The following is a 26570-nucleotide window of genomic DNA, read 5'->3' as shown; positions in this document are numbered from 1 at the left end:
CTCGCCGGCGGACCCGGCCCGGAGTGCGTTTTCGACCAATTTCGATCAAAATCGTCGGCGAACCACGACTTTCGGCGTCGCACCCCCTCTAACATCCGCGAAATGGAGCGTCGTCCGAGTTCGCTACTGAGTGAGGCCCGGCGGGACGCCGGGCTCACCCAGGAGGAGTTGGCGGAGCGCACCGGGCTGACGGTGCGAAGTATCAGCAACATCGAGCGCGGCCGGGTCACCCGGCCACGGCGTCATTCGGTGGAGGCACTGGCGCAGGGGCTGGGTCTCCAGGGCGAGCAAGCGAGCCGGTTCGTGCTGCACTACTGCCCGGACGCGGTGTCGCCCGCGAGAACACCGGTCGTTTCGGTGCCCGCGCAACTGCCCTCGGGCATCACGTCGTTCATCGGGCGGCAGCGGGAGATCGACGCACTCGACGCCCTCCGCCGCGAGGGCGACGGCGGGGGTGTCGTCGTGGCGGTACTGGAAGGCATGGCCGGGGTCGGCAAGACCTCCTTGGCCGTGCAGTGGGCGCAGCGGGTCAAACAGGACTTCCCCGACGGGCAGCTGTTCGCGAACCTGCGGGGGTATGGGCCGGGGGCGCCCGCCGACCCGGGTGAGGTGCTGCGGTCGTTCCTGCGGGCGCTCGGCGTGCCCGTGGCGGACGTGCCCGCCGACCTCGACGACCGGGCCGCGACGCTGCGCAGTGTGCTGGCCGGCCGTTCGGTGCTCATCGTGCTGGACAACGCCCGCTCGGCGGACCAGGTCCGGCCGCTGCTGCCGGGCCACGCGGGCTGCGCGGTGGTGGTGACGAGCCGCGCGGCACTGCACGGGCTGACGATCAGCGCCGACGCGCACCGGGTGCCGGTGCCGCTGCTGACCGAGCAGGAGTCGTTCTCCCTGCTCGACCGGTTGGCGGGCAACGGACGGAGGTTCGCCGACCGCACCGCGCTCGCCGACATGGTGTCGGGGTGCGGCGGCCTGCCACTCGCCCTGCGCATCGTCGGTGAGCGGCTCGCGCACAACCGGAACCTGGCGAACGTGGCGTCCTCGATGCGTCCGGCCGGGGACCGGCTCGCCGCACTGACCACCGAAGAGAAGACCACCTCGCTGCCCTCCGTGCTGTCCTGGTCCTACGACGCGCTGCCCGGCGACGTGGCCTCCGCCCTGCGTCTGCTCGGGCTCCACCCCGGCCCGCATTGGGAGAGCGCCGCCGCGGCGGCGCTGCTGGGCACGGATCCGCCGGAGACCCAACGGCTCCTGAACGCGCTCGTCGACAGCCACCTGCTGCTCGCGCACCGCGCGGACGGCCGGTTCGAATTCCACGACCTGGTCCGCGACTACGCGCGCAGCCGCGCAGACGACGAGCCGCCGCAGCGGCGATCGGCGGCCCTGCGCCGCCTCGCCGAGCACTGTGTGGCCGGGGCCGCCGACGCGGCTGGATCGATGACGTCGGGCGACCCCAACCGAAGACCCCTGCTCACCCCGATCGCCGAGAACGTCGTGTTCACCGGGGCGGAGGACGCGGCGACCTGGCTGGCGGCGGAACTGCCCACCTTGATCGCCATCGCGGAACAGTCGTCGGCCACCGGCGACACCTACGCCCGTGACCTCTCGACCGTGCTGTGGCAGGCGTTGCGGGTGCACGGTCACTACGGCGCCCTGCGCGCGCTGCACCGGCTCGCGCTCACCGAGGCACAGCGGGTGGGCGATGCCATCGGCACCCAGCAGGCACTCGTCGACCTGGCCGCGATCTGCGCCAGGCTCGGCCATTTCGACGAGGCGGTGACGCACCTGACCCGCTGCCTCGACGTCGACGGGAGCCCGGTCGTCACCGGCCGCGCGCTGAACACCCTCGGAACGGTGTACGCGCAGCTCGGCCGGTACGCCGCCGCGGCGGACCACCTGAGCAGAGCGGTCGCGGTTTCCCAGGAGACCGGCGACCGCCTCAACGAGGGCCGCTCGCTGTCCAACCTCGGCTTCATCCACGAACGCCGGGGCGAACTGGACGACGCTCTCGGCTGCTATCGGCAGTGCCTGTCCATCTCCCGGAGCATCGGTGACCGCCTGAGCGAGGCGATCTCGCTGCACAATCTCGGGGACGTGTACCGCGCGCTGGGCCGGTGGACGGAAGCCCACGACCATCTCGACCGGTCGCTGGCGGTCAGCAGGGCCGAGGGCCACCGGGAGGCCGAAGGGTACGCACTGGCCTATCTCGGGCTGGTGCACCTCCGGCAGGGCGATGCGGCGGCGGCCCGCCAGCATCAGGAGGCGGCGCTCGACATCGCGGTGACGACCGGCATCCGGCCGCTGGAGACCCTCGTGCACAACGGGCTCGCGGACAGCGCGCTGGCATGCGGTGACCGGCCGGCCGCGCTGGCGCACTACACGCGGGCCGCCGAACTCGCCCGGCTCACCCGCGAACCGCATGAGGAGGCCCGCGCGCTGACCGGTATCGCCGCGACCCACGACGACGTCGGGGCTCCGGACAAGGCCAGGCCGTACCGCGAACGCGCGCGGTCGCTGTACGACGCGATGGGCACCGCGATGCTCTCGTCGTGACCGGAACTTTGCCCGCCGAATAGTTCCGGTCCGGCGTTTTCGAACAACTTCGATCAAGGTCGCCGCCCAAGATCACTATGCCGGTCCGCGGGTTGCCGATAATGTCTGCCGTGGCCAGGTGAATGGCTGATGGAAAATCACTCACTCAGACAAGTCGGGTCTTCTGGCGCGCGAATGCACCAGAAAGGCGACCGGCTTATCGAATGCCACTGAGGGATCCGGCGGAATTCGCCACGGCGTTCGATCCGAACGACGAGAAAGAGATGAACGTTGAAGAAATGGACGACACGGGTCACGACCGGTCTGGTGGCCGCGGGCATGGTGATCACCGCACAGACCGCGCCGGCGATGGCTGACGAGCAGGCCGACACCACCACGGTCGCCGAATCGGAGATCGACGACAGCACGGCCGGGGTCACGCTGACCGAAGAGGCCACGGAGGGTGGGGACGTCACCGCCGCCTGCGGCGGATGGCGTGGCGCCGTAGCCGGCTTCGGCAAGTGGGCGGTGAACAAGTCGGACTGTGCCTGGATCACCTTGGATTCGAAGAAGAACCCGCAGCACCGCCGCTACAGGTGGCAGGTCCAGGCCGGCAGCAACACCAAGATCTGCGTCCACGCGCAGGGCCACTACTACAACCGCACCAAGAAGAAGATGGTCGCGACCTGGACGACGGCGGGATGTGGAACCAGCGGCACCGTTCTCGTGCGCTGGTCCGGCATCCCGAAGAAGGGCGGTGGCTACTACGGCCACGCCGGCTACCCCAAGGTGCGGGCGAAGGTCCAGCTTGGCCACGTCGCCGCCGGGTACAGGTGGAGGTGAGCCGGCTCGCGCCGGTTTGACCGGCGACGACCACGGATCCCCGGGACACCACCGCTCCCCCTCGGTGGCGCCCCGGATCCGTGGTGCGGCGGCACCCGCCGGTGACGGACGCGCCATGTTCGCTCGTAGCGGCCGCGACCGACCCGGCATCCCGTTCTGTCGAACTGAGAAGGAGCGAAGACCCACCTGGTCCGACACCGAATACGCCCGTTTGGCCCACCGGGTTGCCCGATCTCGACTATGGTCGGTCGGCATTCGGCCCGGGAGTCACCGCCGGGCGGAGCGGTTCACGTGTCCAGGGGGTTCCCGTGCCGGAGGAACAGCCGCCGAGTCCGGTCGGAGCGCGGTCGTACGACGAACTCTCCCAGCGGCTGAGGCAGGCGCTGGCCTGGGCGGGGTTGACCCATCGGGAACTGCACCGGCGGGTCCGGCGCATGCGCACGGCCCGGGGGTCCGCCGACCTCCCCGCCTACAACACGGTGTATCGCTGCCTGCTGCCGGGACGCAAACGACTGGACGTCGAACTGGTCGTCGACATCGCGGCCGTGCTGCTCGGCATGGACGTCGCGGCGGAATGGCGGCAGGCGCACCGGGTGATCACCGGACACGCCACCGAGGCGGCCGTGATCAGCGTGGCCGATCACCTTCCCGCCGGAACGGGCAGATTCGTCGGCAGGCAGGCGCACCTGCGCGGGATACTGGAGGCCGAGCCGGACGACGCCGGCGTATGGGCGATCTCCGGAATGGCCGGGGTCGGCAAGACCCGGTTCGCCGGCGAGGTCGCGCGGCTGCTGGCCGAGCGTGGCCGGTTCGACGACGTGCGCCTGGTCGTGAATCTCCGCGGCTTCGACGCGGATCGGCCCGCCGCCGACCCGGCCGCGGTCCTCGAAGGCTTTCTGCGCCGGCTCGGGGCGTCCGGCAGCGAGATCGGCTGCCTCACCCTCGCCGACCGGAGCGCCCTGTTCCGACGGCTGCTGGACGGACGGCGCGCGCTGATCCTGCTGGACAACGCGGCTTCGGTCGACCAGGTGCTGCCGTTGCTGCCCGCCCTTCCGACCTGCCTGGTGCTGGTCACCAGCAGGCGCCGCCTCGGCGGGTTGGAGGCAGCCCGGCACGTGGCGCTCGACGTGTTCACGCCGGAGGAATCGGTCGAGCTGCTCCGCGACGGAATCGGCGACGAACGTGTCGACGCGGAGAAGAGCGAAGCGGCCGACATCATCGAACTGGTCGGCCGGTTGCCGCTGGCCCTCGCACTGGTGACCCGCCGTCTGGCCGCCTCGGACGAATGGACGATGGCAGACCACCGAGACCGCCTCGCCGACCTGCGGACCATGCTGCGGCTGGACGACGGGGTCGAAGTCGCGTTGCGCACGTCGTACGACGAGTTGGCCGAGCCGGACCGGGTATTGCTCGGCCTGCTCGCCGTCTATCCAGGACGCGATTTCGACGACCGCGCGGCGGCGGCGCTGGCAGGCGTCGAGGTCGGCGTCGTTCGCCGTCAACTCGGCGACCTGGTGGCGGCCAACATGGTCACCTCCCGCTCGTCCCGGTTCGAACTGCACGACCTGGTCCGGGTGTTCGCGGAGAAACGCGTCCGGGAGAACGTCCAAGCCCGGAGGCGCCGGGCCGCGGCCGCCCGGCTGCTCGACTTCCAGCTGGCCACCGCCCGTGCCGCGCTCGTCACCTGCTATCCGCATGAGGCGGAGCGGTGGACGGACCTGCCCACACCCGCGGCGCGGGCACTCGAGTTCACCGGGGCGGACGAGGCGATGGCGTGGCTGGACGCCGAGCGGGTCAACCTCGTCGTCTCGTCCGGCTGGGCGCTGAGCGAAGGGCGTGACGAGCACGTGACGTGGCTCGCGTGCGTGATGACGAGCTATTTCGAGGCCCGCGTTCACGTGAGTGACGCGGTCGCCCTGTTCGGCAACGCCGTGCGGGTCGGGTCCGGTGTCACCAGGGGGCACGTTCTGAACGGGCTGGCCATGACCCATTGGCAACGGGGTGACTCCGCCGGCGCACTCGTCGTCCTGGAGGAGGCGATCAAGGAGTTCTCCGCCGCCGGTGCCTCCGATTACGCCGTCAACCTGTCGGGAAACGTAGGCCTGTTGCTGACCGGTCTCGGCGACTATCGCGCCGCGTTGCCCTGTTTCCGGCAGGCCATGGAGTTCGCCGTCGCGCGGAACAACGAGTCGTTTCGGGCGCGGCAGTTGTGCAATATCGGCCTCGCCGAGATGCGGCTGGGGAATTATCCCGCCGCCGTCGACAATTTGTCCGAGGCCCTCGACGTGACCAGGGCGAGCGCGGATCATCTCTGCGAATGCCGGGCGCTCGACGGTCTCGGCACCACGTTCTGGCGAATGGGAAAAGACACCGAGGCGTGGGCCTGCTACGAAGAGGCGCTCGCCGTGGCGAGGCAGACGCACAACCGGGCTGACGAGGGCAAGGTGCTCAACCATCTCGGCGTCCTGCTCGTCGCGACAGGGCGGTTCGACGAGGCGCTGGCGCATCACCGGCAGGCCATCGAGCTGGCCACGGAAATCGGCAGCAGAGAAGGGGCGCTGGCGGCGGGCAACGACATGGCGGCGACCCTGCTCACCGCCGGGCGCGCGGACGACGCCGTGCATTGCCTGCGGCGGTCGATCGAGTCGGCGACCGCCGCGGACAGCCGCTACGAACTGGCCAGAGCCCAAAGTGGACTCGGCGACGCACTGTTCGCCGCCGGCGATCCGGTCGCCGCACGGAAACACTGGCAGACCGCGCATACCGCGTACACCGAGATGGGGGTGCCGGAGGCCGTCGAGGTCCGCGAGCATCTCGTGTCAAGCGCGACGTAGGCGTCGTAGGGGCGGCCCGCCGGAGCGGCGGTCTCGCCGCTCCGGCGGGTCCGGTCAGTCGTCGAGGGCGTCGAGTACGCGCTTGAGGTCCACGAACTTGAAGTTCGTGGCGTCCCGGCCCGGCTCCCCCGGCTTGTCGTCACCGTCCTGGACGACGAGCAGGCCATGCGGGTACTTGCTTCCGAGCGGCTCGTTGAGGACGGCGGCGCCGTCGCTTTCCTCGGTGCCGTCGAGGGTCGCGGACGCGGCGGTCACCCGGAAGCCGCCTTCGTATTCGTTGTCGTCGCCCAGTTCGCGGTCGTAGGCGGCGAAGCTGTTGTCCCCCTGGCTGGAAGCGAGCAGGTAGCCGTCACCGTCCTTCTGCTTGAGGAGGGTGAGGCCTTCCACGTCGGCCGACAGGCTCGTGCCACCGTAGCCCGGGTCGGTTCCGGGTACGCATTCCTCGGTCGCCTCGTCATAGGTGCCGGGGATGCCGTACTCGCGGACCTTGTCGATGAGCTTCGGCGTGCCTTCGAGGTCGGCGTCCACCCGCCAGATGCCCACATCCTCCTGCCCGGCATAGAGAGTGCCGTTCGCGGGATCGACGACCATGCCTTCGACCTGGGGCAGTTCACCCGGCTCACCGCACGGAGTCCACGATCTGCCGTTCGGCAGCCTGAACTCGGACGGCAACGCGAGAGTGCGCACCTTGCGGTAGGAGACCATGCCTCCGGCGCCCGCGGTCAGCTCCAGTAGGCTGAGAGCGGTGCGTTCCCGCTGGCTGACCACGGCGTACGAGCGGCCGCTGGAGGGATCGGTCCACGTGGCGAGGCCATACGCGGTGCGCTGTTCGTTGATCTCCTCCTGCGACGAGGAGAAGATCGCCGGCGCCGAAGGATCGGTGACGTCGGTGAGCGGGGCACCGGGGTTTCCGCCGTCGATACGGTAGATCCGCAGCCGGTCCCGGCCGCGGTCACTGGTGACGGCCAGGTCGCTCACCCCGGAGCCGACCTTCATCCGGTGCACGAGGTCGACATTGTTGAACCGGCCAGGAGCATCGTCCGAGCCGGGCGCTTTCGGCGCCGGCACCGACTGCACTTCGCGGCCGTCGAGGTCGTAAACGCGCAGGCCGCCTTCCTTGACCGTGGCGACGACGAGGCTCCGGTCCGGAGCCGCCGGGTTACGCCAGATCGCCGGGTCGTCGGCGTCCGCGTTGCCGCCTGCTTCGTCGTCGTACACGGCAGGGGTTTCGGTCGTCGGCTTGACGCCGGGCAGCGCGTCGGCCGCCACGGCTGAAGGAGGCAAGACGGTGGCGAGCGCCGTGACCAGCACGAGCCCGCCGACGGTGACGCGGGCTCTGGAGGCCTGAGCCATGAAGGTGTTCCTTCCCTGGGCGAATCGGACAGCCCACTATGAAGTCACCGCGTGACAAGTTACCCGAAAGTAACGGCACACCAAGGTGACCAGGACGTGAACACCGCCATCCCTCGCGCAGGTGCCGTAGCGGCAGGCCGCGGGCCGGAGACTCCGGACGTATCGACGAACCCACCAGACAAGAGTTCCACAGCAGTATCATGGCGGACGCCTTCGTGGTGGCTCCGCATCAACCGGCCCTCTCTTGCACTCGTTCACCTTGACCACAAGCGATACTCCATTGTGGACAGTTATCGCCACGCGCCATTTCGCTCTACAGTCGGCGACATGGACGAAACCGATACCGCTTGCGTGTTCTGTGAGATCGCGGCGGGCCGCGAGGGCGCCGGGCGCGTGCTGTTCGAGGACGAGCGGACGATCGCGTTCCTCGACCACACCGCCGTGATGCCGGGGCACACTCTGGTGATACCGCGGGCCCACGCCGCGGACCTCTGGGAGATCTCCGCCGAGGACGCGGCCGCCGTCATGCGGACCGTTCATTCGATGGCCGCCCGGATCCGTGAGGTACTGCGGCCGGACGGACTGACCTTGTTCCAGGCCAACCGATCCGCCGGCTGGCAGGACGTCTTCCACCTGCACGTCCACCTGGTGCCCAGAGCGACGGGTGATCATCTGACCAGACCTTGGGTCGCCGCGGTGAAAGGCGACGAGGAGCTGGCGGCCATGCACACCCTGCTCGCGGCACCACTCGAACCTCGAGTTTTCCCTTGACAGCGGGACCATCGTGCCTGCATCCTTAATTAGGAAAGTTTCTTTACTATAACCGGCCGCACCGTCGCGGATCCGGCCGAACTGGGGGACAGTTCACGGCTTTGTCCTATCTGGACACTGAAGGACTCCTCCTTTGTCATGCCCGCCAGCAGAGAAGGAAGTCCGCCGCCGTGACGCGTTCCGAGACCGCCGTTCGTCGCGCCAGAATGGCCGTGACGGGCGTTTTCGGTCTCTGCGGGCTGATCTGCGCCGTCTGGAGCGCGTCACTGCCGTCGATCAACGCCCGGCTCGGCCTCGGCGAGAGCCGGATCGGGCTGGTACTGCTGGTCACCGCGCTCGGCTCGATGGCCTGCATGCCGGTGGCCGGGCGGCTGGCCGACGCCTGGTCCAGCCGAGGGGTGTTACGGGTGATCGCGCCTGTCGCGGCGCTCGCGCTGCTCGGCCCCGCGCTGGCACCGAGTTTTCCGGTACTGCTGGCCGCCGCGTTCGTACTCGGCGGTGCGCTCGGCTCCTTGGACGTCGCGATGAACGGCCACGCCGTCGAGGTGGAAACCCGCTACGGACGCTCGATCATGTCGACGTTCCACGGTGTGTGGAGCCTGGGCGGGGTGGCCGGCGGCCTCACGATCACCGTCGGCTTGCATCTCGGCACGGGAGGCACGGCGCTGATGGTCGGCGCCGGCGTGGTCGCGGCGGTGTTGTTCCTCTTTCCCGGCAAGCATTTGCTGACCGGCGAGGCGCGGCACGAGGTGGCCGGTGACCCGGTCGTCTCTTCCGGCGGGCTGCCGACGAGCACCATCATGTTGCTCGGCCTGGTCGCATTGGCCGGTTTCGTCAGCGAAGGCGCCGGTTACAGCTGGGCTTCACTGCACGCACAAGGGATGCTCGGCGCGGATCCGGCGACGGCGTCGCTCGCGTACACGGCGTTCGCCGCCGCGCTGACCGTCTCCCGGCTCACCGCCGATCGGCTCCGGTCGAAGGTGAACCCGGCGAGCTGGATGCGGTACGCGGGATCGGTCGCCGTGCTGGGGTACGCGCTCGTTCTCGTCGCGCCTCTGCTTCCCGGGGGACGGCTGGCTTTCGGCCTGGTCGGCTGGGTGGTCGTGGCGGCCGGTCTGGCGACCGTCGTACCGGCGATCTTCAGCGCCGTCGGCGCGGGTGGAGCGAACGCCGGGCGCGCGCTTTCCTGGGTGACCACCATGGCCTACGCCGGACAGCTGGGCGGGCCCGCGGTCATCGGCCCGCTCGCCGACGTCACTTCGCTGGGCACCGCCATGGTGGTACCCGGCCTGCTCGCGGCGGTGATCGCCATCTCCGGACCGATCGTCGTCCGGCGGGCGACCGTCAGGCATCTCACCACCGCACGACTGGATTGAGAGACACGCACCATGGGGGTAAATCGATGCTGTACGCCGGAATCGGCTGGACCGACGCGGGTTTCGAGATCGCGGTCCTCGACGGGAACGGACACGGTGACCGGCCCGCCGTGCGGTTCGCCGCGGACCGCAGCAAGGAGATCGCGTCCTATCTGAACGGCCTCGGCGGCCCCGTGACCGCGGTCGTCGACAGCACCAACGGCATGCTCGACGGTGGTTTCATGGCCGCCGGCCTGGACATGTACCGCGCCGACCCGGCCATACTGCCGCCGCGGCCGGGCTTCGGCTCGGTGCCCGCCGTCGAGCTGGCACGCGCGGCCTGGCGAGATCCCGCTTCCGTGGTGCGCCTGGAGATCGAGTCGGGGTCGCTCACCGGGCGGCTGGACGAACATCATGCGGCGATGGCCTCCAGTGACGAAGCGCTGGCCACGATGACGGCGGCCGGGCGCTCGCTGGAACACGGCGACCGGACGCGCGCGCAGATCGCGCTCACGTTCGACGACGGCCCGCATCCTCCTTACACCGGGCGGATTCTCGATATTCTCGAGTCTTACGGCGTCTGCGCCACCTTCTTCTGTGTCGGGCTGAACGCGGGCGCGCGCGGCGAAGATCTGCGCCGGATGGCGGAACAGGGCCATGGCGTCGGCAATCACACGTGGTCCCATCCCTATCTGCCGGACCTCTCGGCGACCGAGCTCACCGACCAGCTCAACCGCACCGGTGACGTGATAGCGGACGCCTTCGGCACCGTGCCCGCGTTCTTCCGTCCGCCTTACGGATCAAGGACCCCCGCGGTGCTCCGCTCGTTGACGAACCTCGGCGCGCGGCTCGCGCTGTGGGACGTCGACACCGAGGACTGGGCGATGCCCGGCCCGGACGTGATCGCGCGAACCGTGCTGCGGCAAACGATTCCCGGTTCGATCGTGCTGATGCACGACGGTGGCGGCGACCGTTCCCAGACCGTCACCGCCTTGCCGTCGGTGATCGAAGGACTGCTTGACCGCGGACTCGAGTTCGTCCGCGTCGAAGACCTGGTGACCCCGAACTTCGCGACAGGAGAGAGATGACGATGCATCCCATCGAGCTTGCGGAGACCCATGTCGGACCGAGCATGCTGCGCAGGCTGGCGGCGGCCTGGCCCAAGCGCGCGACCATCCGCACCGACATGGCCGGGGTGGTCAACCCCGGTGACTACGATCCCAGCCTGCTGGACTACCCGCTGCACCTCATGCCGTTCTCGGAGCACCCGCGGTTCCTCGAAGCGTCGGAGGAACAGCGGCTGCTCGTCAACACGCTGGCGTGGATCGCCTACAACGAGCGTGTCATCGCCGCCGAGGAGCACGTGGCGAACCCGACCTTCGAGAAGCTCGCGCACGGCGTCTTCCCCGGCGTCGACCGCTACGAGGTCAAGGAAGTCGTCCAGCAGTCCCATATCGACGAGGTGTGGCACACCTACATGCACATGATGGCGATGCAGCGCACCCGCGAGGCACGCGAGATCAGCCTCGAGAAATCCTTTGTGGAGCCGGTGACGAACCGCAGGCTCTACGCGCTCGCGGAGAGCATGGACGAGCAGTGGCAGCGCGATCTGCTCTATCTCATGTGGACGGTCGTCGGCGAGGTCAGCATCAACGCGTTCCTCGACCTGCTGGCGGGCGACAAGTCCATCCAGCCGATGCACGCGCTCATCGCCCGGCTGCACGCCCGCGACGAGGCGGCGCACGGTCCCGTGCTGGCCGAGCTGATGAAGGAGATCTACCCGAAACTGGAGCCGGAGCGGCAGGAGTTCTTCATCCGGTACCTCCCGGAGGCGATCACCGCGTTCGGCGCCGAGGACTACGAACTGTGGCCGCAGGTGCTCCGGTTCGCCGGGATCGAGCACGTCGACGAGATCATCGCCGACTGCCGGGCCGAGGAGGACGGCGAGGTCATGATGAACGATTTCGCCACCGTGCAGAGGCTGCTGCGGGACCTCGGGATCGAAGACAAGGTGAAGTACCGCTTCGTGACGGCCAAGGGCGGGGTGAAATGATCCTGACCGGGCCGGAGATCACCGAATCGGTGACCGACGGCCGGATCGCGATCTCCCCGTTCAGCCCGGACCAGGTCAACCCGAACAGCTACAACGTCCGGCTCGGCGGCACCCTGATGTCCTATCGGGACAAGGTCGTCGACGCCTACCGGCCGAACCCGACCGAGACGATCCAGCTGCCCGAGGACGGGTATGTGCTCCAGCCCGATCAGCTCTACCTCGGGCACACCGAGGAGCGCATCGGCTCGGACATCTACGTGCCGCTGTTGTTCGGCCGGTCCTCGGTCGGCAGGCTCGGGCTGTTCGTCGAGATCACCGCCCCGATCGGGGACATCGGTTTCCACGGCCAGTGGACGCTCATGCTCTCCCCCGTACAGCCGTTGCGCGTCTACCGCGGCATGAAGATCGGCCAGATCATGTTCTTCGTGTCCTCCGGCGAGATCGATCTCTACGCGGGGAAGTACCAGTCGGCGGTCGGCCCGCAGGAGTCCCGCTATTGGCGCGACACGATGGCGGTCACCTCATGATCCTCACCCGCAAGGCGATCGGGAAGGCGCTGGAGAGCGGGGACATCGTGATCGACCCGTTCGAGCCGGACCGGCTGTCGCCCAACGCGTACGACTGGCGTCTCGGCACGAAGATGCGCGTGTTCGACACGGAACTGGACGCCGCCAGGTCGACGCCGTACACCGAGCTCGTCATCCCGCCCGAGGGCATGGTGCTCGAACCGGGGCGGCTGTACCTCGGTGTCACCCACGAGCGGACCCATTCCGAGCGCTACGCGCAGATGATCAACGGCGACCACACGATCGGCGGGCTCGGAATCTGGGTCCATGTCTCGGCGCCGCTCGGCCACGTCGGCCACGCGATCAACTGGACGCTGGAGATCAGGGTGGCCAGGCCGGTCCGGGTCTATCCGCTGATGACCTTCGGCAAGATCATCTTCTTGGTGGCGCACGGATCGCTGGCGAGCTATCAGCGCGTCGGCGTGAAGTACACGAGTACGGCGGGCATCGACATTTCCCGGCTGTACGAGGAACTGTCGTGAAGGCACTGACCGGGATCGACCTCCCGCCGGGCAGTCCCGGCGGGAGCGTCGAGCTCCTCAAGGACCTCTACCTCGCGCCGGACGCGCCGATCGAGGCGGATGTCTTCATGCTCGGCTCCGATGCGGGGTCAGGCGAGCCGGAGCTGCTCGACGTGCCGGGAAAGCAGCTCGACGGGCCAGGCTTCTGGTCCTATGTGGACACTCTTGCGACGGCGATCCGGCGCCGTTTCGACCCGGCCGATTTCGACGCGGTGCACTGGCAGCACCTGAGTTTCGGTGCCACGCCCGCGTTGCTCCGCGCGTTCCCCGACCATCCGCGGATCGCGCTCGTTCACGGCACCGATCTGCTCTTCGCGGCGGAGCATCCCACCCAGCGTGAGGTGCTGCGCGAGGCCGCGGCGGCGGCGGGCGCGGTCGTCGTGCCGACCTCGGCGATGGCCGACCTCCTGCGCACGGTCACGCCGGTCGAACCGAAGCGGATCGTCCACGTGCCCTGGGGAATCCCCGATCGGCTGCTGCACTCGCCGCCGCCGCGGCCCGGGCCGCGGGACGGGTTCCGGGTGCTGTACGCCGGGCGGCTGACCGCGGAGAAGGGGGCGGCAGGGCTGATCGCGGATCTGGCGGGGCTGCCCGGCGTGACGTTGTGCGTCGCGGCGCCCGAGCACGAGTTCGCCGCGCTCCCGGTGGACACGACGCGGGTCGACTACCTCGGCTGGTTCGACCGGCCCGCGTTGTGGCAGGCCTTCGCGCGGCACGACCTCCTCGTGATGCCGTCGACGACGTTGGAGGCGTTCGGGCTCGTCGCGGTCGAGGCGCAGGCCTGCGGGTTGCCGGTGGCGTATCAGCCGGTGCCGGGGCTGGCCGAGGTCCTGGGTGACTCGGCGATCCGGTTCACCCGGTCCACGCTCGCGGACACCATCCGGCTCCTGGCCAAGGACGACGGCGCGTTGACGGACCTGCGCGCGGCCGGACTGCGCAACGCGGCCCGGTTCCCGTTGTCCAGGACCGCGGCCGGACTGGCTGCCGTGACCGCCGAGGTGCGCCGATGATCGCGCAGCGCGGACTGTTCGCCGGGCCTGATCCCGTGATCGGCAAGGATCTCTACGCTCAGATCGTCTCGGGCAGCGCTCGCCGTGAGCGGACCGCACTCATCGTCGAGCCGGCATCGAAGGTCTCCGGCAACACGTACTTCGGGCGGTTCCCGGCGAGCTACTGGCAGCGCTGGACCACGATCGGTGCCGTCGAGGTCGAACTGGAGGCCGGTGGTTCCGGCACGGTTTCCCTGCTGGCGTCGGATTTCGAGGGCGAGCCGCGGGTGGTGGCGGCGCGGGTCGTCGACGGTGAGCCGATCTCGCTGACCGCTACGCTCGACCGGTTCGTCGACGGCGGCGCGTTGTGGCTGGACTGGGAAACCGAGCCAGACGAACGACTTGTCGTCCGTGACGTGCGCTGGACGGTTCCGTCGGCCGGGCGAGCACGGCCGACGGTGGTGACCATCTGCACGATGGACCGCCCGGCCGACTGCCTCGCCACGCTCACCGCGATCGCCGACGACGACCTGGCGGCGGCCACGGTGCACGCCGTGTACGTCGTCGATCAGGGCACCGACCCTGTGCGGGCCGAGGGCGTTCTGCCGCCGGGCAAGCTGCGGTACCTGCGGCAGCCGAACCTGGGTGGCGCGGGCGGCTTCACGCGCGGCCTGTACGAGGTCGACGGCGAGAACGTGAACGTGCTGTTCATGGACGACGACATCGTGCTGGAACCCGACCTGCTCGTCCGGATGACGGCGTTTTCGGCGTCCACGGCGGAACCGCTGATCCTCGGCGGCCAGATGCTGAACCTGCTGCACCCCACGCGGCTGCACGCGGCGGCCGAGTACACCGACCTCGACGGCATCCGGCCGGGTATGCCGATCCGGCACAGCCTGCACGCGGTCGACCTGCTGGCCACGGATCCGGCGACCGGCAGGCCGTACCGGCAGGAGTTCCGCGTCGACGCGGGCTACAACGGCTGGTGGGCCTGCCTGATCCCGTACGAAGTGGTCAAGGAGGCCGGCTATCCGCTCCCCCTGTTCTTCCAGGGTGACGACGCCGAGTACTCCTACCGGGCAAGGGAGCACGGGTTCCCGACGGTGACGCTGCCGGGCGCGGGCCTGTGGCACACCGACTTCCCGTGGAAGGATTCCGACGAGCTCAACCGGTATTTCATTCTGCGCAACTACACGATCATCTCGGCGCTGCACGGTGACTTCCCGGTGCTGAAGATCGCCGGAACCCTGCTCGCCGAGCTGATTCCCTCGCTGCTGGGCATGCGGTACGGCGCCGCGGCGACGGTGATCCAAGCGGTGTCGGACTTTCTCGACGGGCCGGACATCCTGCGCGACGGCGGAGTCGCGGCGCTCGCCCGGATCCGCGAGGTGCGGTCCCGCTATCCGGAGACCGTCGCGCATCCACCGGCGGCCGTACCGGGGCTCGCGTCGAACGACATCGCGATCAGCGAACCGAGTGTCTTCGATCGGCTGGCCCTCGGGCCGTTGCTCGGCGTGCACCGGCTCGCCCTGGGCTCCGTTCCGGTTTCGGAGGCCGACTGGTGGCGTGTCGGCGCGCTGCGCACGGCGGTGGTGACCGACGCGTCGCAGCGAGGTGTCCGCGTCCGCACGTACGACCGGGAACACCTGGTCCGCCTGGCGTACCAGGGCGCGCGGGTGCTCACCCGGTTCATCCGCGACGGCGCCGCCGTCCGCGAGCAGTACCGCGCGGCGCTGCCGCGGCTGACCAGCCGGGACGCATGGACCGGATTGTTCTCGGACGGAGGATTGATGTCATGACGCCCTTGTTGGTGGCGACGGATCTCGACGGCACGGTGGTGCGCCCGGACGGCACGATCTCCGACCGCACGGTGTCGGCGTTCGCGCTCGTCGAGGAATCGGGCGCCGAATTCGTGATCGCCACCGGCCGTCCGCCGCGGCTGGTGGCCGAGATCGCCGGGAGGTTCGGCGACCGGGGCCTCGCGATCTGCTCCAACGGCGCCTACCTGTACGACATGCACACGCGGACGGTCGTCGAGGAATACGCCATCACGACACCGGATCTGGCCGAAGCGGTCACCAGACTGCGGGCGGCGATCCCCGGCATCGGCATCGCCGTGGAGCACGCCGACCGGTTGGTCGCGGATCCGGTTTACGAGCCGTGGGAATGGGACCGCGGCGCCACGATCGAGCGCGCCGACGACGCGACGCTGCTGAGCCTGCCCGCGCCGAAGCTCCTCGGCAGGCACCCTTCGCTGTCCGCCGACGAACTCCTCGCGCTGGCCGAACCGGCTTTGGACGGGCTCGTCGCCGCGTACCACTCCAACGGCTCACGCCTGGTCGAAGCGATCGCGATCGGAGTGAACAAGGCGGCCGCGCTGGCCCGGCTGGCCGCGCGGAGCGGGGTGGCGGCCTCGGACGTGATCGCGTTCGGTGACATGCCCAACGACCTGCCGATGCTGTCCTGGGCAGGTACGGCGTACGGGGTGGCCAACGCGCACCCCGACGTGCTCGCACTGGTGGACCACGTGATCGGCGGCAACAACGAAGACGGCGTCGCCGTCGTACTCGAACAGCTCTACGCGAAGGAGAACTCCGTTGTCGGTGAATGAGTTGGACCGGCTCGTCAACGCCTGCCTGCTGGCCGGGTACACCGGGGCCGAGCCGCCGGCGTGGGTACATTCGGCGCTCGACGACGGGCTCGCCGGAGTCACCCTGTTCCCGGCCAATCTGGACGGTGGCAGGCAGGCGATCGTCCGGCACACCCGCGCGCTGCGGCGGACGGCGCCCGACGCGCTGATCGCGCTGGACGAGGAGGGCGGTGACGTCACCCGCCTCGACTACGAGACCGGCAGCGCGTATCCGGGCAACCTGGCGCTCGGCGAGATCGACGACCTGGCGTTGACCGCCGAAGTCGCCGCGGCCATCGCGGCGGATCTGAAGGCCTGCGGAGTCAACCTCAACCTGGCCCCGTCGATCGACGTCAACAGCGATCCGGACAACCCGATCATCGGCGTCCGGTCTTTCGGCGCGCGGCCGGATCTGGTCGCCGCACACGGCGCGGCGTTCATCGAGTCCATGCAGGACGGTGGCGTGTCCGTCTGTGCCAAGCACTTTCCCGGCCACGGCGCGACGGTGACCGATCCGCACCACGCACTGCCCATTGTGGACATTCCGGCCGCGACGTTCCGCGAGCGTGAGCTGGCGCCCTTCGTGTCGGCGATCAAGGTGGGCGTCCACGCGATGATGACCGCCCACGTGCTCTATCCCGCACTGGACCCGGACAACCCGGCGACGCTGAGCCGCCGCCTGCTCCACGACCTTGTCCGCGAAGAGCTGGGCTACGAAGGTGTGCTGCTGTCCAGCGCGATCGCCATCGAGGCAGGCCAAGGCAACCAGGACATCGGTGCGGTGGCCGTCCGTGCCCTGCGGGCGGGATCGGATCTGCTGCTGCTCGGCCCGACCGAGGGTGAGGAGCTCACCGCGGCCATCCGCGCGTCGGTCTCCGAAGCCGTCCGCGCCGGCACACTTTCGTTGGAGGCACTCGAAACCGCGGCCGCGCGAGTATCCGCTTTGCGCGCCAAGGCCGCTCCCCGTGATCTCGGGCTCGAAGCCGCGCGGCGCGCTCTGCGCGTCGACGGACCGGCCGCCTTGACCGCGCCCGCCTTCGTGGTCGAACTGCGTGCCGGCGGTAACGCGCTGGGTGAAGCCCACTGGAGCCTCGCCGACCGGCTGGCCGAGCTCGGTGCGGCCCACTCGACGGTGCTCGCCACCGAAGACGACCCGGTGGTCTTGCCGTCGACGGGCCCGGTGGTGCTGGTGGTCAGGGACGCTTACCGGACCCCTTGGCAAGCGGCCCGGCTGGCCGAGGCCCTGGCCGCCCGGCCCGACGCGATCGTGGTTGCCGTCGGCATGCCGGACGACGTGACTCCGCGGGTCAAAGCCAGTATCCGCACTTACGGAGCCGGTGCGGTCAACATCGAGGCGGCGGTGGAACAGCTCACCGCCCAGTGGTCGTGAAGCCTAGGGGTCTTCACGAAGGATTCGCCAGCAGAGATGGATGCAGGTGCCCGCGGCGGGCGCACCGCTCAGGAGCGCGGCGATGCCGAGTGGGGTCACCGGCCCGGCCGAGTACAGCGGTACCAGCACCGCCGTGGCGATGCCGCGCTTCGCCACGAAGATCGCGGTGCGCACCTGATATCGGCGACGCCGGACCGGATCGCGCCGCCGGCCGAACCGATCGCCGCTTCGACGACGCGACCGGCCTGCCACTGTTTGCGCGATCCCGCCACCGCGGTCTATCTTCCTGCCTGTCCGAATAGCGTGCCAACGGTGGCCGAATATCGGACGCCGGTCCTGATCCGGCCGACTCGACGAGGAGCGAAAGTGACGAACGTGCCCGCCTCGCACGAAACGGCCGGTTCGAGGTCCGTCAGTGTCAGCCGGTCGGCGTTCAGGCGAGTGCTGGCGGGCAGTACGGCCGGCGCGGTGCTCGAGTGGTACGACTTCGCGCTCTACGGAATCCTGGCGGCCACCGTGCTCGGGCCGCTGTTCTTCCCCGGCGGCGACGGGTTCGCCCAGCTGCTGCTCGCGCTGGCGACACAGGGGCTCGGCTTCGTCGCGCGCCCGATCGGCGGCATCGTCTTCGGGCATCTCGGCGATCGCCTCGGGCGCAAACCCATGCTGGTGACCACTTTCCTGTTGCTCGGTCTGTCGACCTCCGCGATCGGGCTGCTCCCCACCTACTCCCAGGTCGGCATCGGGGCGACGATCTCGCTCGTCGTGCTGAGGCTGATCCAGGGGTTCGCCCTCGGTGGCGAGTTCGGCGCGGCGGTGCTGATGGTCAGCGAGTACGGAAGCCCGAAGCGGCGAGGCTTCTGGTCGGCGTGGCCGCAGGCGGGAGCGCCTCTGGGCACGGTGCTGGCCACGGCCGTGGTCGGCGGGATCGCCTTGGTACTCCCCGAAAACGCCTTCGACCAATGGGGGTGGCGCGTCGGTTTCCTGTTCGCGATCCCGCTTCTGGTCATCGGCTTCTGGATCCGGCGGCGCATCGACGAGTCGCCGGTGTTCCAGGAAGCGCGGGCGCGGGCCACGGCATCCGCGGACGCCGTCAGGGAGCGGTCGAGCATCCTCGAGACACTCGCCCACCCCGGCCCCGTCCTCCGTGGTCTCGGCGTGCGGCTGGGCGAGAACGTGGCCTTCTACGTCTACACCGTCTTCGTGGTCGCCTATGCCACGAAGACCTTCGGCTACGACAAGTCCGACGTCCTCCTCGCCGTGGCCGTCGGGTCACTGCTGCAGTTCGCGGGGATGCTGGCCGGCGGCTACTGGTCGGACCTCGTCGGGCGGCGTATCGCCATGCTGGTCCCGGCGGCAGGCCTCGCGGTGTGGGCACCGGTCTTCTTCGCCGTCGTCCAAGCGGACGATCTGCCTCTGCTTTATCTCGGCATCGGCGTCGGTGCGGCCTTGCACGGACTCCTGGCCGGACCGGAAGCCGCCTGGATCGCCGAACTCTTCCCGACCCGCCGCCGTTTCGCCGGTGCTTCCCTGGTGTTCCAGGGATCCTCGATCATCGCCGGCGCGCCCGCTCCCCTCATCGCCGTGTGGCTGGCCGAAAAACAGGGCCCCACGGCGGTCGTGCTGTACCTCGTCGGCACGATCGCCGTCACCCTCGTCGCGCTGCTCCTCAGCGCCGAAACCCGGGGCACCGACCTGAATTCCGGCAGCAGGTGACGACGAGCACCGTGTGGCAGGCTGGTGTGGTGAAGGAGCCGCTGTACCGTCGCGTGAACACCCGGGCCAGGTTCGTCCACCACGACCACGGTGGGGACTACCGGCACCGACGCAACACGAAAACCGAACAGGTCTCCGACCTGACGCGCGGCTCCATGGGAGGGCGGGAACGCCGGGGCCTGGACTACACGCCGTTGTTCCGGTTCCTGCTCGGCAAGATCGGCGCGGACTGGGACGAGGTGCGCGACGAGGCCGCCGCCCGGCTCGACTCCACCGACCCGATCCATTGGCTGGTCGCCCGGCGGCCGCACGAACGGCGCGACTACGTGCGGATCGGCGAGGCCAGTTACTACAGCGGCCTCTACGTGGACGACGGCAACCGGTTGCAGGCCGTCGACCCCGAACTGGGTGCCGACGACCTGGAACCCGCATGCCCGTGCTGCACCCACACCTTCAACGGCGTCCGGTTCACCCGGAAGTACCGGCCACCGCTGTGATGGCCGCAGCCGGTTCACCGGCTGCGGCGGAGAACTCAGTGTCCGCGGGCGATCCATTCGGCCAGGTGCGGCGCTTCGGTGCCGATGGTGGTGGGGTCGCCGTGTCCAGTGTGGATGGTGGTGTCCTCGGGCAGCGCGAAGAGCCGTTCCCTGATCGAGGAGATGATCGTCGGGAAGTCGGAGAACGAGCGACCTGTCGCGCCGGGACCGCCCGCGAAGAGCGTGTCCCCGGAGAAGAGCGCTTTGGCCTCGGGCAGATGCAGGCATACCGACCCGGGTGAATGCCCTGGTGTGTGGATGGCTTCGAGTTCCGTGCCGGCGACGGCGATCCGCTCACCGTCCTCGGTGCGCCGGAAACGACGGCCGGGATCTCCGGCGCGTCAGTTTGCTGTCGGGTTCGCCTGGTCCGGTGTCAAGAACCTGTCAACGGCCTCGAACCGAAGAGCGGCAGGACCGCACGCTGACGACGTGACCACGACTCTCACCCGCCCCGAGAGCGGTACCGACCGCTCCGAACGGCACCGGCTCTCCGTCGTCGGCGGGCTCGCCGCGCTGTCCTTGGACGCGATGGCGTCGGTCGCCTACGGACCCGAAGCCATCGTGATCGTGCTGGCCGTCGCGGGCGGAGCAGGCCTGGGCTTCACTCTGCCGGTCACGCTCGCGATCGCCGCACTGCTGGGTGTGCTGACGCTGTCCTACCGTCAGGTGATCGCCGCGTTCCCCGACGGTGGTGGCGCCTACGGGGTCAGCCGGACCTATCTCGGGCGGCGGGCCTCCCTGGTGGCCGCGGCGTCCCTGATCGTGGACTACGTGCTCAACGTAGCGGTCTCCGTGGCGGCGGGGGTCGCCGCGCTGACGTCTGCGTTCCCCGGCCTGCTGCCGTACAAGCTGTGGCTGTGCCTCGGCGTCCTGGCGCTGGTCACCGGCGTGAACCTGCGCGGCATCGCCGAGAGCGCCCGGGTGTTCGTCGTGCCCACCGTGATCTACGTCGGCGCGATCCTGACCGTGATCGTCGCCGGCCTGGTCCGTTCCGGCCCGGCCGCGGAGATCGCCGCACCGGAACACGCACAGAATCTGCAGGCAGTCGGGATTCTGTTGCTGCTCAAGGCTTTCGCGAACGGTTGCGCCGCACTGACCGGGGTCGAGGCGATCGCCAACGCCGTGCCGTCGTTCCGCAGGCCGCGGGTACGGCGCGCGCAGCGTGCGGAGATCGCGCTGGGCGGCCTGCTCGGCGTGATGCTCATCGGGATCGCCGTGCTGATCGGGAAGTTCGCCATCCACCCGGCGGACGGCGTCACCGTGCTCTCCCAGGTGACCACCGCGTCCTTGGGCGACGGCTTCGGCTTCTACCTGGTGCAGTTCTCGACCGTGCTCCTGCTCGCCTTGGCCGCGAACACCTCCTTCGGCGGCCTGCCGGTGCTGGCGCAGTTGCTCGCGAAACACAACAAGCTGCCACACGTGTTCGCCCTGCGCGCCGAACGCCAGGTGTATCGCCACGGCGTCGGTTTCCTCGCCATCACCGCCGCGCTCCTGCTCGTCATCACCGACGGCGACATGAACACCCTGGTCCCGTTGTTCGCGATCGGCGTGTTCGTCGGGTTCACGCTCTCCCAGCTCGGAATGGTCCGGCACTGGCGACGAACCCGCCCGCCCCGCCGGCGCGCCAAGGCCGCGCTCAACGGCTTCGGCGCGCTGCTCACCGGAGCCGCCGCGCTCGTGGTGACGACGACGAAATTCGGCGAAGGCGGCTGGCTGATCGTCATCACGCTTCCGCTGCTGGTGGCGGTCATGGAATGGGTCGAACGCAGCTACCGCCGCATCGGCGACCGGCTCGAACTCGGCGTCACCCCCGCTCCCCCTCGGCCGAACCGTTCACTCGTGATCGTCCCCGTCCACACCGTTTCCCGACTGACCCATGACGCCCTCGCCGCCGCACTTTCACTGGGCGACCATGTCCAGGCGGTCCACGTCACCCACCCCGACGACGAACAGTCGGCACGGGACTTCGTGACAGCCTGGGAAAAATGGCATCCCGAAGTGACGCTGGTCCAGCTCCACGACGAACGCCGCCGCCTCGGCGAACCACTGGTGGAACACCTCCGCACCGTCGGCGACCGGCACGTCTTCGTGCTGATCGCCGAAGTCGAACCAGAACACCGGTGGCAGCGGATCCTGCAGAACCAGCGCGGAGCCGTGCTCGCCCGCGCACTACGCCGCCGCTCGGACGCCGTCGTCTGCCGCATGCGCTTCCGGTTGGGCGCCCGGTGACCGGTCTGGCGTTCAGCACCGGCCTGATAGGTCTCTTCCTCGTCCTCGCGTTCGGCCTGCGCGCGCTGCGGCACTGGCTGGACCGCCACCCGCCCGCCGGAGGGCCTCACGGAAGGAATCCGTAAAACCGGATCGGCCGATCTTGCTCCCCGGGGGCGGACGCGTTTGGCTGGAGCCATGGGCAGAGGTGGCGTTCGCGGGCACGCGTGGGGCGTGCGCCACGACGACCGTCCACCTCATCCGGTGCCGGTCGGCGGTACCCCCGATTTCGGCGATTCCCCGGCAGGCCGTCGACCTTCCGGCCCCGGCGCGATCTAACGCGCCTCTGAATCCTTTGTGGATGGACCCATGAACGAATGCCCCACAGTCCTGCTCACCGGCGCATCGGACGGGGTTTCGAAACCACCGTGGTGGCGATGTCGTCGTGGGTGAAGCCGAACACCTCGCGCAACACGAAGATCACCCGCTCGTCCGGGGTGTGAGCGTTTCCAGCACCACGAGCATCGCCATGGACACGGATGCGCGTAGGAGCAGTGTTCAGACATGCCTCCCAAGACACCGCGGACCCACCGGGCGCCTAGTTCGGAATGAAAGCGACCCGAACCGAGCCGTCGTAAGGGACGACGATGGTGCCCGAGCGGCCGTTGCGTTCCGCAGTGACGAGCAGGAGCTTGCCGCCTGCTTCGGTGAGAACGTGCAGTCCCCGGTACCGATAGCGGAATTTCTGTCCTTCCGCGGTGGGCAGCAGCCGTTCCTGCATTCCGGGCAGGTTCAGCTGAAGTGGTTCCTGGGTGTCGATCACGACCGCCGGACGTTCCTTGGCGATTCGATTGCCGACCGTGTGCGCGATGCCGCGACCGTAGGCCGACGCGAAGCTGTTCGTGGCCCAGAACAGGCCGAGCAACACGTTGAGGCACAGGCAGGTGAGCACGACGGTCTCGCTCGGCCCCTTGCGGCGCGCGCGCCCGAGGGCGGCCCTCCGCAGCCGCAGGCCGGCTGCCGCCAGCGGGAGCCCGAAGCCAAGGGTGATCGGCGTGGTGCCGGGGAATTCGGTATGCGACACCTCCGGCCACACGACGCCGACGACGCCACGGGCGAACAAGAGGACGCCGAGTGGCACGAGAGCGACCGCGAAGATTCGCACAAGACGACGCCGTCGGCGGGACGCGAGCATCCGCCTGATCCCCTGAACGATCAAATGCAGCGCCAGCGTCAGCACCACGAGCGCGGCCACCGGCACGTAAAGCGCTTCCGCGCCGTGCAGCAGGACTTCTATCGTCGAGAGATCGAGCGCGGTGAGGTCGACACCGAAGTACGCGTACCGGGCGTAGGTCGCGACGTAGCCGAAGTAGAACAGCAGGGCCGCCGCGACACTGGTGGGCGCCGCGACGGACGCGAACTGGGAGAGCCGGTGCAGAAACGCGCTCTGCGGCGGTTGCTCGTCGGTCACGACGTGGACGTCGCTGTGGTCGTCGGGGTCGCTTCGGTGGTCGTCGGCGGCGTCGTCGTGGTGACCCCGGCACCCCCCTCGACCCGCGCGGTCACCGTTTCGTCCGCGGTCCACCGGACCGTCGCCGGCAGTTTCGCCGCCGGTACCCGACCGCAAGGCCTCTCCTGCGGCGAGCGACAGGTCGCTTGGAACGTGAGGCGCAGGACGGCGCGGTGCTCGTCACCGGTGAACTTGCCCGCGTGCAGCGCGAGCAGGCAGCCGCGCCCGGTGAATCTCGGGGCCGGTTGCAGTGTCCGCCCCTGACAACCGCGGTCGGCGGGAAGGGTGTAACCCATGGTCGTGCACATGTCCCAGGCATCGACCAGCCGGATCGGTGACGGGGCGCGGTCGATGATCTGCACGCGGGTGATCGTGATCGGCACGTCCGCTGCGGTGTTGTGCCGTTCGGTGCATCCGTAGCGGTCGGTTTTCGCCGGCGTGCCGACCGGGATCGACGGCCACGGGGTGCTGGGGTTGCGGTTTTCGGCGTTGGGGCCGCCGATGTTCAGGATCCCGTTCCCACCCGGTTCGCCGGTGCTCCCGCCCGGTGTCTGGTCGGTCGGTTCGGGCGACGGCGTCGTGTACGACGTCGGATCGATGGTGGGGCCGCCGCCCGGCACGTCCTCGTTCCCGCCACAGCCCGCGGTGGCGAAAATCGTGATCGACACGCCTGTCGCCATGGCCCTGAGCAGATACTTCCCCGACCCCATCGGCCCTCCCGCCGAGTGAGTCGTTCGAGCAGGACCGGATGTAACGCCTCCGACCGGGTGAAACGCCTACCCGGCACGGGGATTGCGCCCGTCCACGACCAGCCTTCCAGCAAACCGGCGAACAGCCGGACAAGAACGAGGCCACCTCGCTGAACACCGCCTCGGCCAGTCAGCCGACACGATCAGCGAACCCGGCGATTCCGGGCCTCAGCTCTCGCTCGACTTGCGGTACGGCTATCCGGCGGCTCGCTCGATACGGCCGAGGATGACGCCGGTCAAGGCCGTGCTGGCGTCGGCGGCGGTCGCGATGCCCCGGTTCAGTTCGGCGGCGATCGCCTCGGCGGCGCCGAGTACGCCGACACAGTGCAGTCGCAGTGCCGCCCGGTTCAGGCCGGAGTAGGGCGTCAGTGCGTCGGCCATCAGGTCGATGTAGCCGTCGTGCATCTCGTGCTGGGTTGCCTCCATTTCCGGATTGCCTTTCAACGCAGAGGAAACGGCGTCGAACTCCGGAATGTCGGTGGCGCAGGCGAAGTACGCGACACTGATGGCTCCGGCCACGTCCGCCGCGGTCGGCGGGGTTTGTTCCAGCGCCCGCGCGATGGCGGTCCGGTGCCGTTCGTCGAGTCTCCGATAGAGCGCGAGCAGCAGCCCTGGGCGCGAACCGAAGTGGTCGTACACGATGGGTCTGCTCACCCCGGCCGCCTCGGCGAGGGTGGGCAGCGTCAACCCGTCGGCACCGTGAGCACGCACGATCACCAGGGCCACGTCGAGCAACTGCTCGCGCCGGGCCTGCTTGGACAGGCGGGTGGGGGTGGTGGTCATCGCCCTCCTCTCGCGTTGCACACCAGCTTAGCTACATCATGTAGGTTACAAAATGTAGGTTACTGGGATCGAGGAGGAACACATGGACCAGCGGGGATCGGTTCTGCTCTTGGGCGGGGCGGGACAGGCGGGCTCGGATACCGCCGCTCTTCTACGGCGGCGGTACCCGGAGCTGCCGTTGACCATCGCGGGCCGGAATCCGGCACGCGCGCGGCGGGTGGCCGACGACCTGGGCGGCGCCACCGCGGTGACCGTCGATCTGGCGCGTGGTGATCTCGGGCTGCCCGCTGGTCAGCAGTACGCGGCGGTGGTCGCGACGCTGTGGGACAGCAGACTGAACGGGCTGCGTTTCGCCCAGGACCACGGTGTGCCCTACGTCAGCCTGTCCAGTGGCATGATCGACATCGCGCCGGAGGTCACCGCCGCCGCGCAGCGCCCGGCCGCCGCGCCGGTGCTGATGGCCAGCCACTGGGCCGCGGGCGTCATCACCCTCACGGCGCTGGCGTGGGCCGAGGAATTTCACCGGGTCGACACGATCCGGATCGGCGCGATCCTCGACGAACACGACGCGGGCGGGCCCGCGGGACTCGCGGATCTGGCGCGCTGGGCGGAGGTCACTTCGGCCGGGTACGCCCGGCGCGACGGCGTGTTCGCCTGGGCCGGCGCGGCCGAGTCCCGAGTGGAGTTGCACAGCCTCGACGGCGCCACGGTCACCGGCCAGACCATCCCGATCCTCGACGTGACCAGCCTGGCGTTCGCGACGGGCGCACCGAATGTCGAATTCGCCTTCGCGGTCGGTGAATCCGCGGGGTCGCGCCGGGGCGACAGTCCGTCCGTCGAGGTTCGGATCGATCTCGACGGGATGGGATCGACAGGTGCTCCACTGAGCGTCAGCCGGTATGTGGTCCACTCGGGCGGCCAGCGTCCGCTGACCTCGCTCGGCCTCGCCATGGGGATCGAACGCCTGCTCGGCCTGCGCGGCGAAGCGGTGGCGCCCGGCTTTTACACTCCCGAGACTTTGCTCGAACCGGTCCACGTGGTCGAACGACTTGCCGACGCGGGCACCATCTTCGTCGACGCATGAGACCGACGCCGTAGCCCGGCGGTTGAAACGGTGCGATCGACCGGTCACGTCTGTCGGCCGACTCGTGCTCATCGGCAGCGTGGCCGGAATCAAGAACAGCCCGGCAACCCCTACTCCGCCACGAATTGGGCAGTGGTCGGCTTCGCCGAGAACC

Annotated in this window: 22 protein-coding genes and 1 pseudogene; 17 read left to right on the top strand and 6 right to left on the bottom strand. The window is 69.3% G+C overall.

Features of this window, described 5'->3' with window-relative positions; translation table 11 throughout:
- Positions 1 to 102: 102 nt before the first annotated feature.
- The 3 genes from LCL61_RS18755 to LCL61_RS18745 all read left to right on the top strand — a co-directional run bounded on the left by LCL61_RS18755 (position 103) and on the right by LCL61_RS18745 (position 6206).
- Entirely contained in the window at positions 103 to 2550 is a 2448-nt protein-coding gene (locus tag LCL61_RS18755) for an ATP-binding protein (protein WP_340688027.1), read from the top strand.
- A 270-nt stretch (positions 2551 to 2820) separates the two neighbouring features.
- A complete protein-coding gene (locus tag LCL61_RS18750; protein WP_340688026.1) occupies positions 2821 to 3372 on the top strand; it encodes a hypothetical protein in 552 nt (183 codons plus the stop codon).
- A 308-nt stretch (positions 3373 to 3680) separates the two neighbouring features.
- Positions 3681 to 6206 (top strand): tetratricopeptide repeat protein, encoded by a 2526-nt coding sequence (locus tag LCL61_RS18745; RefSeq protein WP_340688025.1) that lies wholly within the window; start codon positions 3681 to 3683, stop codon positions 6204 to 6206.
- Between the two features lie 54 nt (positions 6207 to 6260).
- On the opposite strand, the gene LCL61_RS18740 is transcribed toward LCL61_RS18745, so the two are convergent.
- Positions 6261 to 7559 carry a phytase gene (locus tag LCL61_RS18740; protein ID WP_340688024.1) on the bottom strand — a complete coding sequence of 433 codons (1299 nt, stop codon included), beginning with the start codon at positions 7557 to 7559 and terminating at the stop codon, positions 6261 to 6263.
- A 327-nt stretch (positions 7560 to 7886) separates the two neighbouring features.
- Between LCL61_RS18740 and LCL61_RS18735 the strand changes: the two genes are divergently transcribed.
- The 10 genes from LCL61_RS18735 to LCL61_RS18690 all read left to right on the top strand — a co-directional run bounded on the left by LCL61_RS18735 (position 7887) and on the right by LCL61_RS18690 (position 17833).
- Complete coding sequence (locus LCL61_RS18735; RefSeq protein ID WP_340688023.1) at positions 7887 to 8330, top strand: HIT family protein; 444 nt, start codon at positions 7887 to 7889, stop codon at positions 8328 to 8330.
- A gap of 170 nt (positions 8331 to 8500) precedes the next feature.
- The gene (locus tag LCL61_RS18730; protein ID WP_340688022.1) at positions 8501 to 9706 is read left to right on the top strand and encodes an MFS transporter; all 1206 of its coding nucleotides are present in this window, start codon (positions 8501 to 8503) and stop codon (positions 9704 to 9706) included.
- A 26-nt stretch (positions 9707 to 9732) separates the two neighbouring features.
- Positions 9733 to 10773 (top strand): polysaccharide deacetylase family protein, encoded by a 1041-nt coding sequence (locus tag LCL61_RS18725; protein WP_340688021.1) that lies wholly within the window; start codon positions 9733 to 9735, stop codon positions 10771 to 10773.
- Complete coding sequence (locus LCL61_RS18720; RefSeq protein ID WP_340688020.1) at positions 10770 to 11738, top strand: diiron oxygenase; 969 nt, start codon at positions 10770 to 10772, stop codon at positions 11736 to 11738. Before LCL61_RS18725 ends, LCL61_RS18720 begins: the two co-directional genes overlap by 4 nt.
- Positions 11735 to 12265: a dCTP deaminase gene (dcd, locus tag LCL61_RS18715; protein ID WP_340688019.1), complete on the top strand. Its 531-nt coding sequence runs from the start codon at positions 11735 to 11737 to the stop codon at positions 12263 to 12265. Before LCL61_RS18720 ends, dcd begins: the two co-directional genes overlap by 4 nt.
- On the top strand, positions 12262 to 12786 hold the full coding sequence (locus tag LCL61_RS18710; protein ID WP_340688018.1) for a dCTP deaminase: 525 nt from the start codon (positions 12262 to 12264) through the stop codon (positions 12784 to 12786). The genes dcd and LCL61_RS18710 overlap by 4 nt, the downstream gene beginning before the upstream one ends.
- Positions 12783 to 13835, top strand: coding sequence for a glycosyltransferase family 4 protein (locus tag LCL61_RS18705; protein WP_340688017.1), 1053 nt, complete (start codon positions 12783 to 12785; stop codon positions 13833 to 13835). The genes LCL61_RS18710 and LCL61_RS18705 overlap by 4 nt, the downstream gene beginning before the upstream one ends.
- Positions 13832 to 15613, top strand: coding sequence for a glycosyltransferase (locus LCL61_RS18700; RefSeq protein WP_340688016.1), 1782 nt, complete (start codon positions 13832 to 13834; stop codon positions 15611 to 15613). The genes LCL61_RS18705 and LCL61_RS18700 overlap by 4 nt, the downstream gene beginning before the upstream one ends.
- Entirely contained in the window at positions 15610 to 16425 is an 816-nt protein-coding gene (locus tag LCL61_RS18695) for an HAD family hydrolase (protein ID WP_340688015.1), read from the top strand. The genes LCL61_RS18700 and LCL61_RS18695 overlap by 4 nt, the downstream gene beginning before the upstream one ends.
- Positions 16418 to 17833: a glycoside hydrolase family 3 protein gene (locus LCL61_RS18690; protein WP_340688014.1), complete on the top strand. Its 1416-nt coding sequence runs from the start codon at positions 16418 to 16420 to the stop codon at positions 17831 to 17833. The genes LCL61_RS18695 and LCL61_RS18690 overlap by 8 nt, the downstream gene beginning before the upstream one ends.
- A 3-nt stretch (positions 17834 to 17836) precedes the next feature.
- Here LCL61_RS18690 and LCL61_RS18685 read toward each other — a convergent pair whose 3' ends face one another.
- Positions 17837 to 18007 (bottom strand): hypothetical protein, encoded by a 171-nt coding sequence (locus tag LCL61_RS18685; protein WP_340688013.1) that lies wholly within the window; start codon positions 18005 to 18007, stop codon positions 17837 to 17839.
- Between the two features lie 192 nt (positions 18008 to 18199).
- On the opposite strand from LCL61_RS18685, the gene LCL61_RS18680 reads away from it, so the two are divergent.
- Both LCL61_RS18680 and LCL61_RS18675 read left to right on the top strand, forming a co-directional pair.
- Positions 18200 to 19546, top strand: coding sequence for an MFS transporter (locus tag LCL61_RS18680; RefSeq protein WP_425342014.1), 1347 nt, complete (start codon positions 18200 to 18202; stop codon positions 19544 to 19546).
- A gap of 29 nt (positions 19547 to 19575) precedes the next feature.
- Positions 19576 to 20043 carry a hypothetical protein gene (locus tag LCL61_RS18675; protein WP_340688012.1) on the top strand — a complete coding sequence of 156 codons (468 nt, stop codon included), beginning with the start codon at positions 19576 to 19578 and terminating at the stop codon, positions 20041 to 20043.
- Between the two features lie 35 nt (positions 20044 to 20078).
- On the opposite strand, the pseudogene LCL61_RS18670 reads toward LCL61_RS18675, so the two are convergent.
- Positions 20079 to 20384, bottom strand: a pseudogene (locus LCL61_RS18670) (MBL fold metallo-hydrolase); the annotation flags it as partial.
- 127 nt (positions 20385 to 20511) lie between these two features.
- Here LCL61_RS18670 and LCL61_RS18665 point away from each other — a divergent pair.
- Positions 20512 to 22311: an APC family permease gene (locus LCL61_RS18665; RefSeq protein ID WP_340688011.1), complete on the top strand. Its 1800-nt coding sequence runs from the start codon at positions 20512 to 20514 to the stop codon at positions 22309 to 22311.
- Between the two features lie 577 nt (positions 22312 to 22888).
- Here the strand turns inward: LCL61_RS18665 and LCL61_RS18660 are convergent.
- From LCL61_RS18660 to LCL61_RS18650, 3 genes are all read right to left on the bottom strand, one after another.
- On the bottom strand, positions 22889 to 23761 hold the full coding sequence (locus LCL61_RS18660) for a hypothetical protein (RefSeq protein WP_340688010.1): 873 nt from the start codon (positions 23759 to 23761) through the stop codon (positions 22889 to 22891).
- Complete coding sequence (locus tag LCL61_RS18655; RefSeq protein ID WP_340688009.1) at positions 23758 to 24510, bottom strand: hypothetical protein; 753 nt, start codon at positions 24508 to 24510, stop codon at positions 23758 to 23760. The genes LCL61_RS18660 and LCL61_RS18655 overlap by 4 nt, the downstream gene beginning before the upstream one ends.
- A 234-nt stretch (positions 24511 to 24744) precedes the next feature.
- Entirely contained in the window at positions 24745 to 25332 is a 588-nt protein-coding gene (locus LCL61_RS18650; RefSeq protein WP_340688008.1) for a TetR/AcrR family transcriptional regulator, read from the bottom strand.
- An 82-nt stretch (positions 25333 to 25414) separates the two neighbouring features.
- Here LCL61_RS18650 and LCL61_RS18645 point away from each other — a divergent pair, with 82 nt between their 5' ends.
- Positions 25415 to 26416 carry a saccharopine dehydrogenase gene (locus tag LCL61_RS18645; protein WP_340688007.1) on the top strand — a complete coding sequence of 334 codons (1002 nt, stop codon included), beginning with the start codon at positions 25415 to 25417 and terminating at the stop codon, positions 26414 to 26416.
- The last annotated feature ends 154 nt before the right edge of the window (positions 26417 to 26570 follow it).

The organism is Amycolatopsis coloradensis (assembly GCF_037997115.1).
GTDB classification, from domain to species: Bacteria; Actinomycetota; Actinomycetes; order Mycobacteriales; family Pseudonocardiaceae; genus Amycolatopsis; species Amycolatopsis coloradensis_A.
Note: the sequence above shows the minus strand (reverse complement) of the source record. Positions and strands in the feature narration are given on the sequence as shown.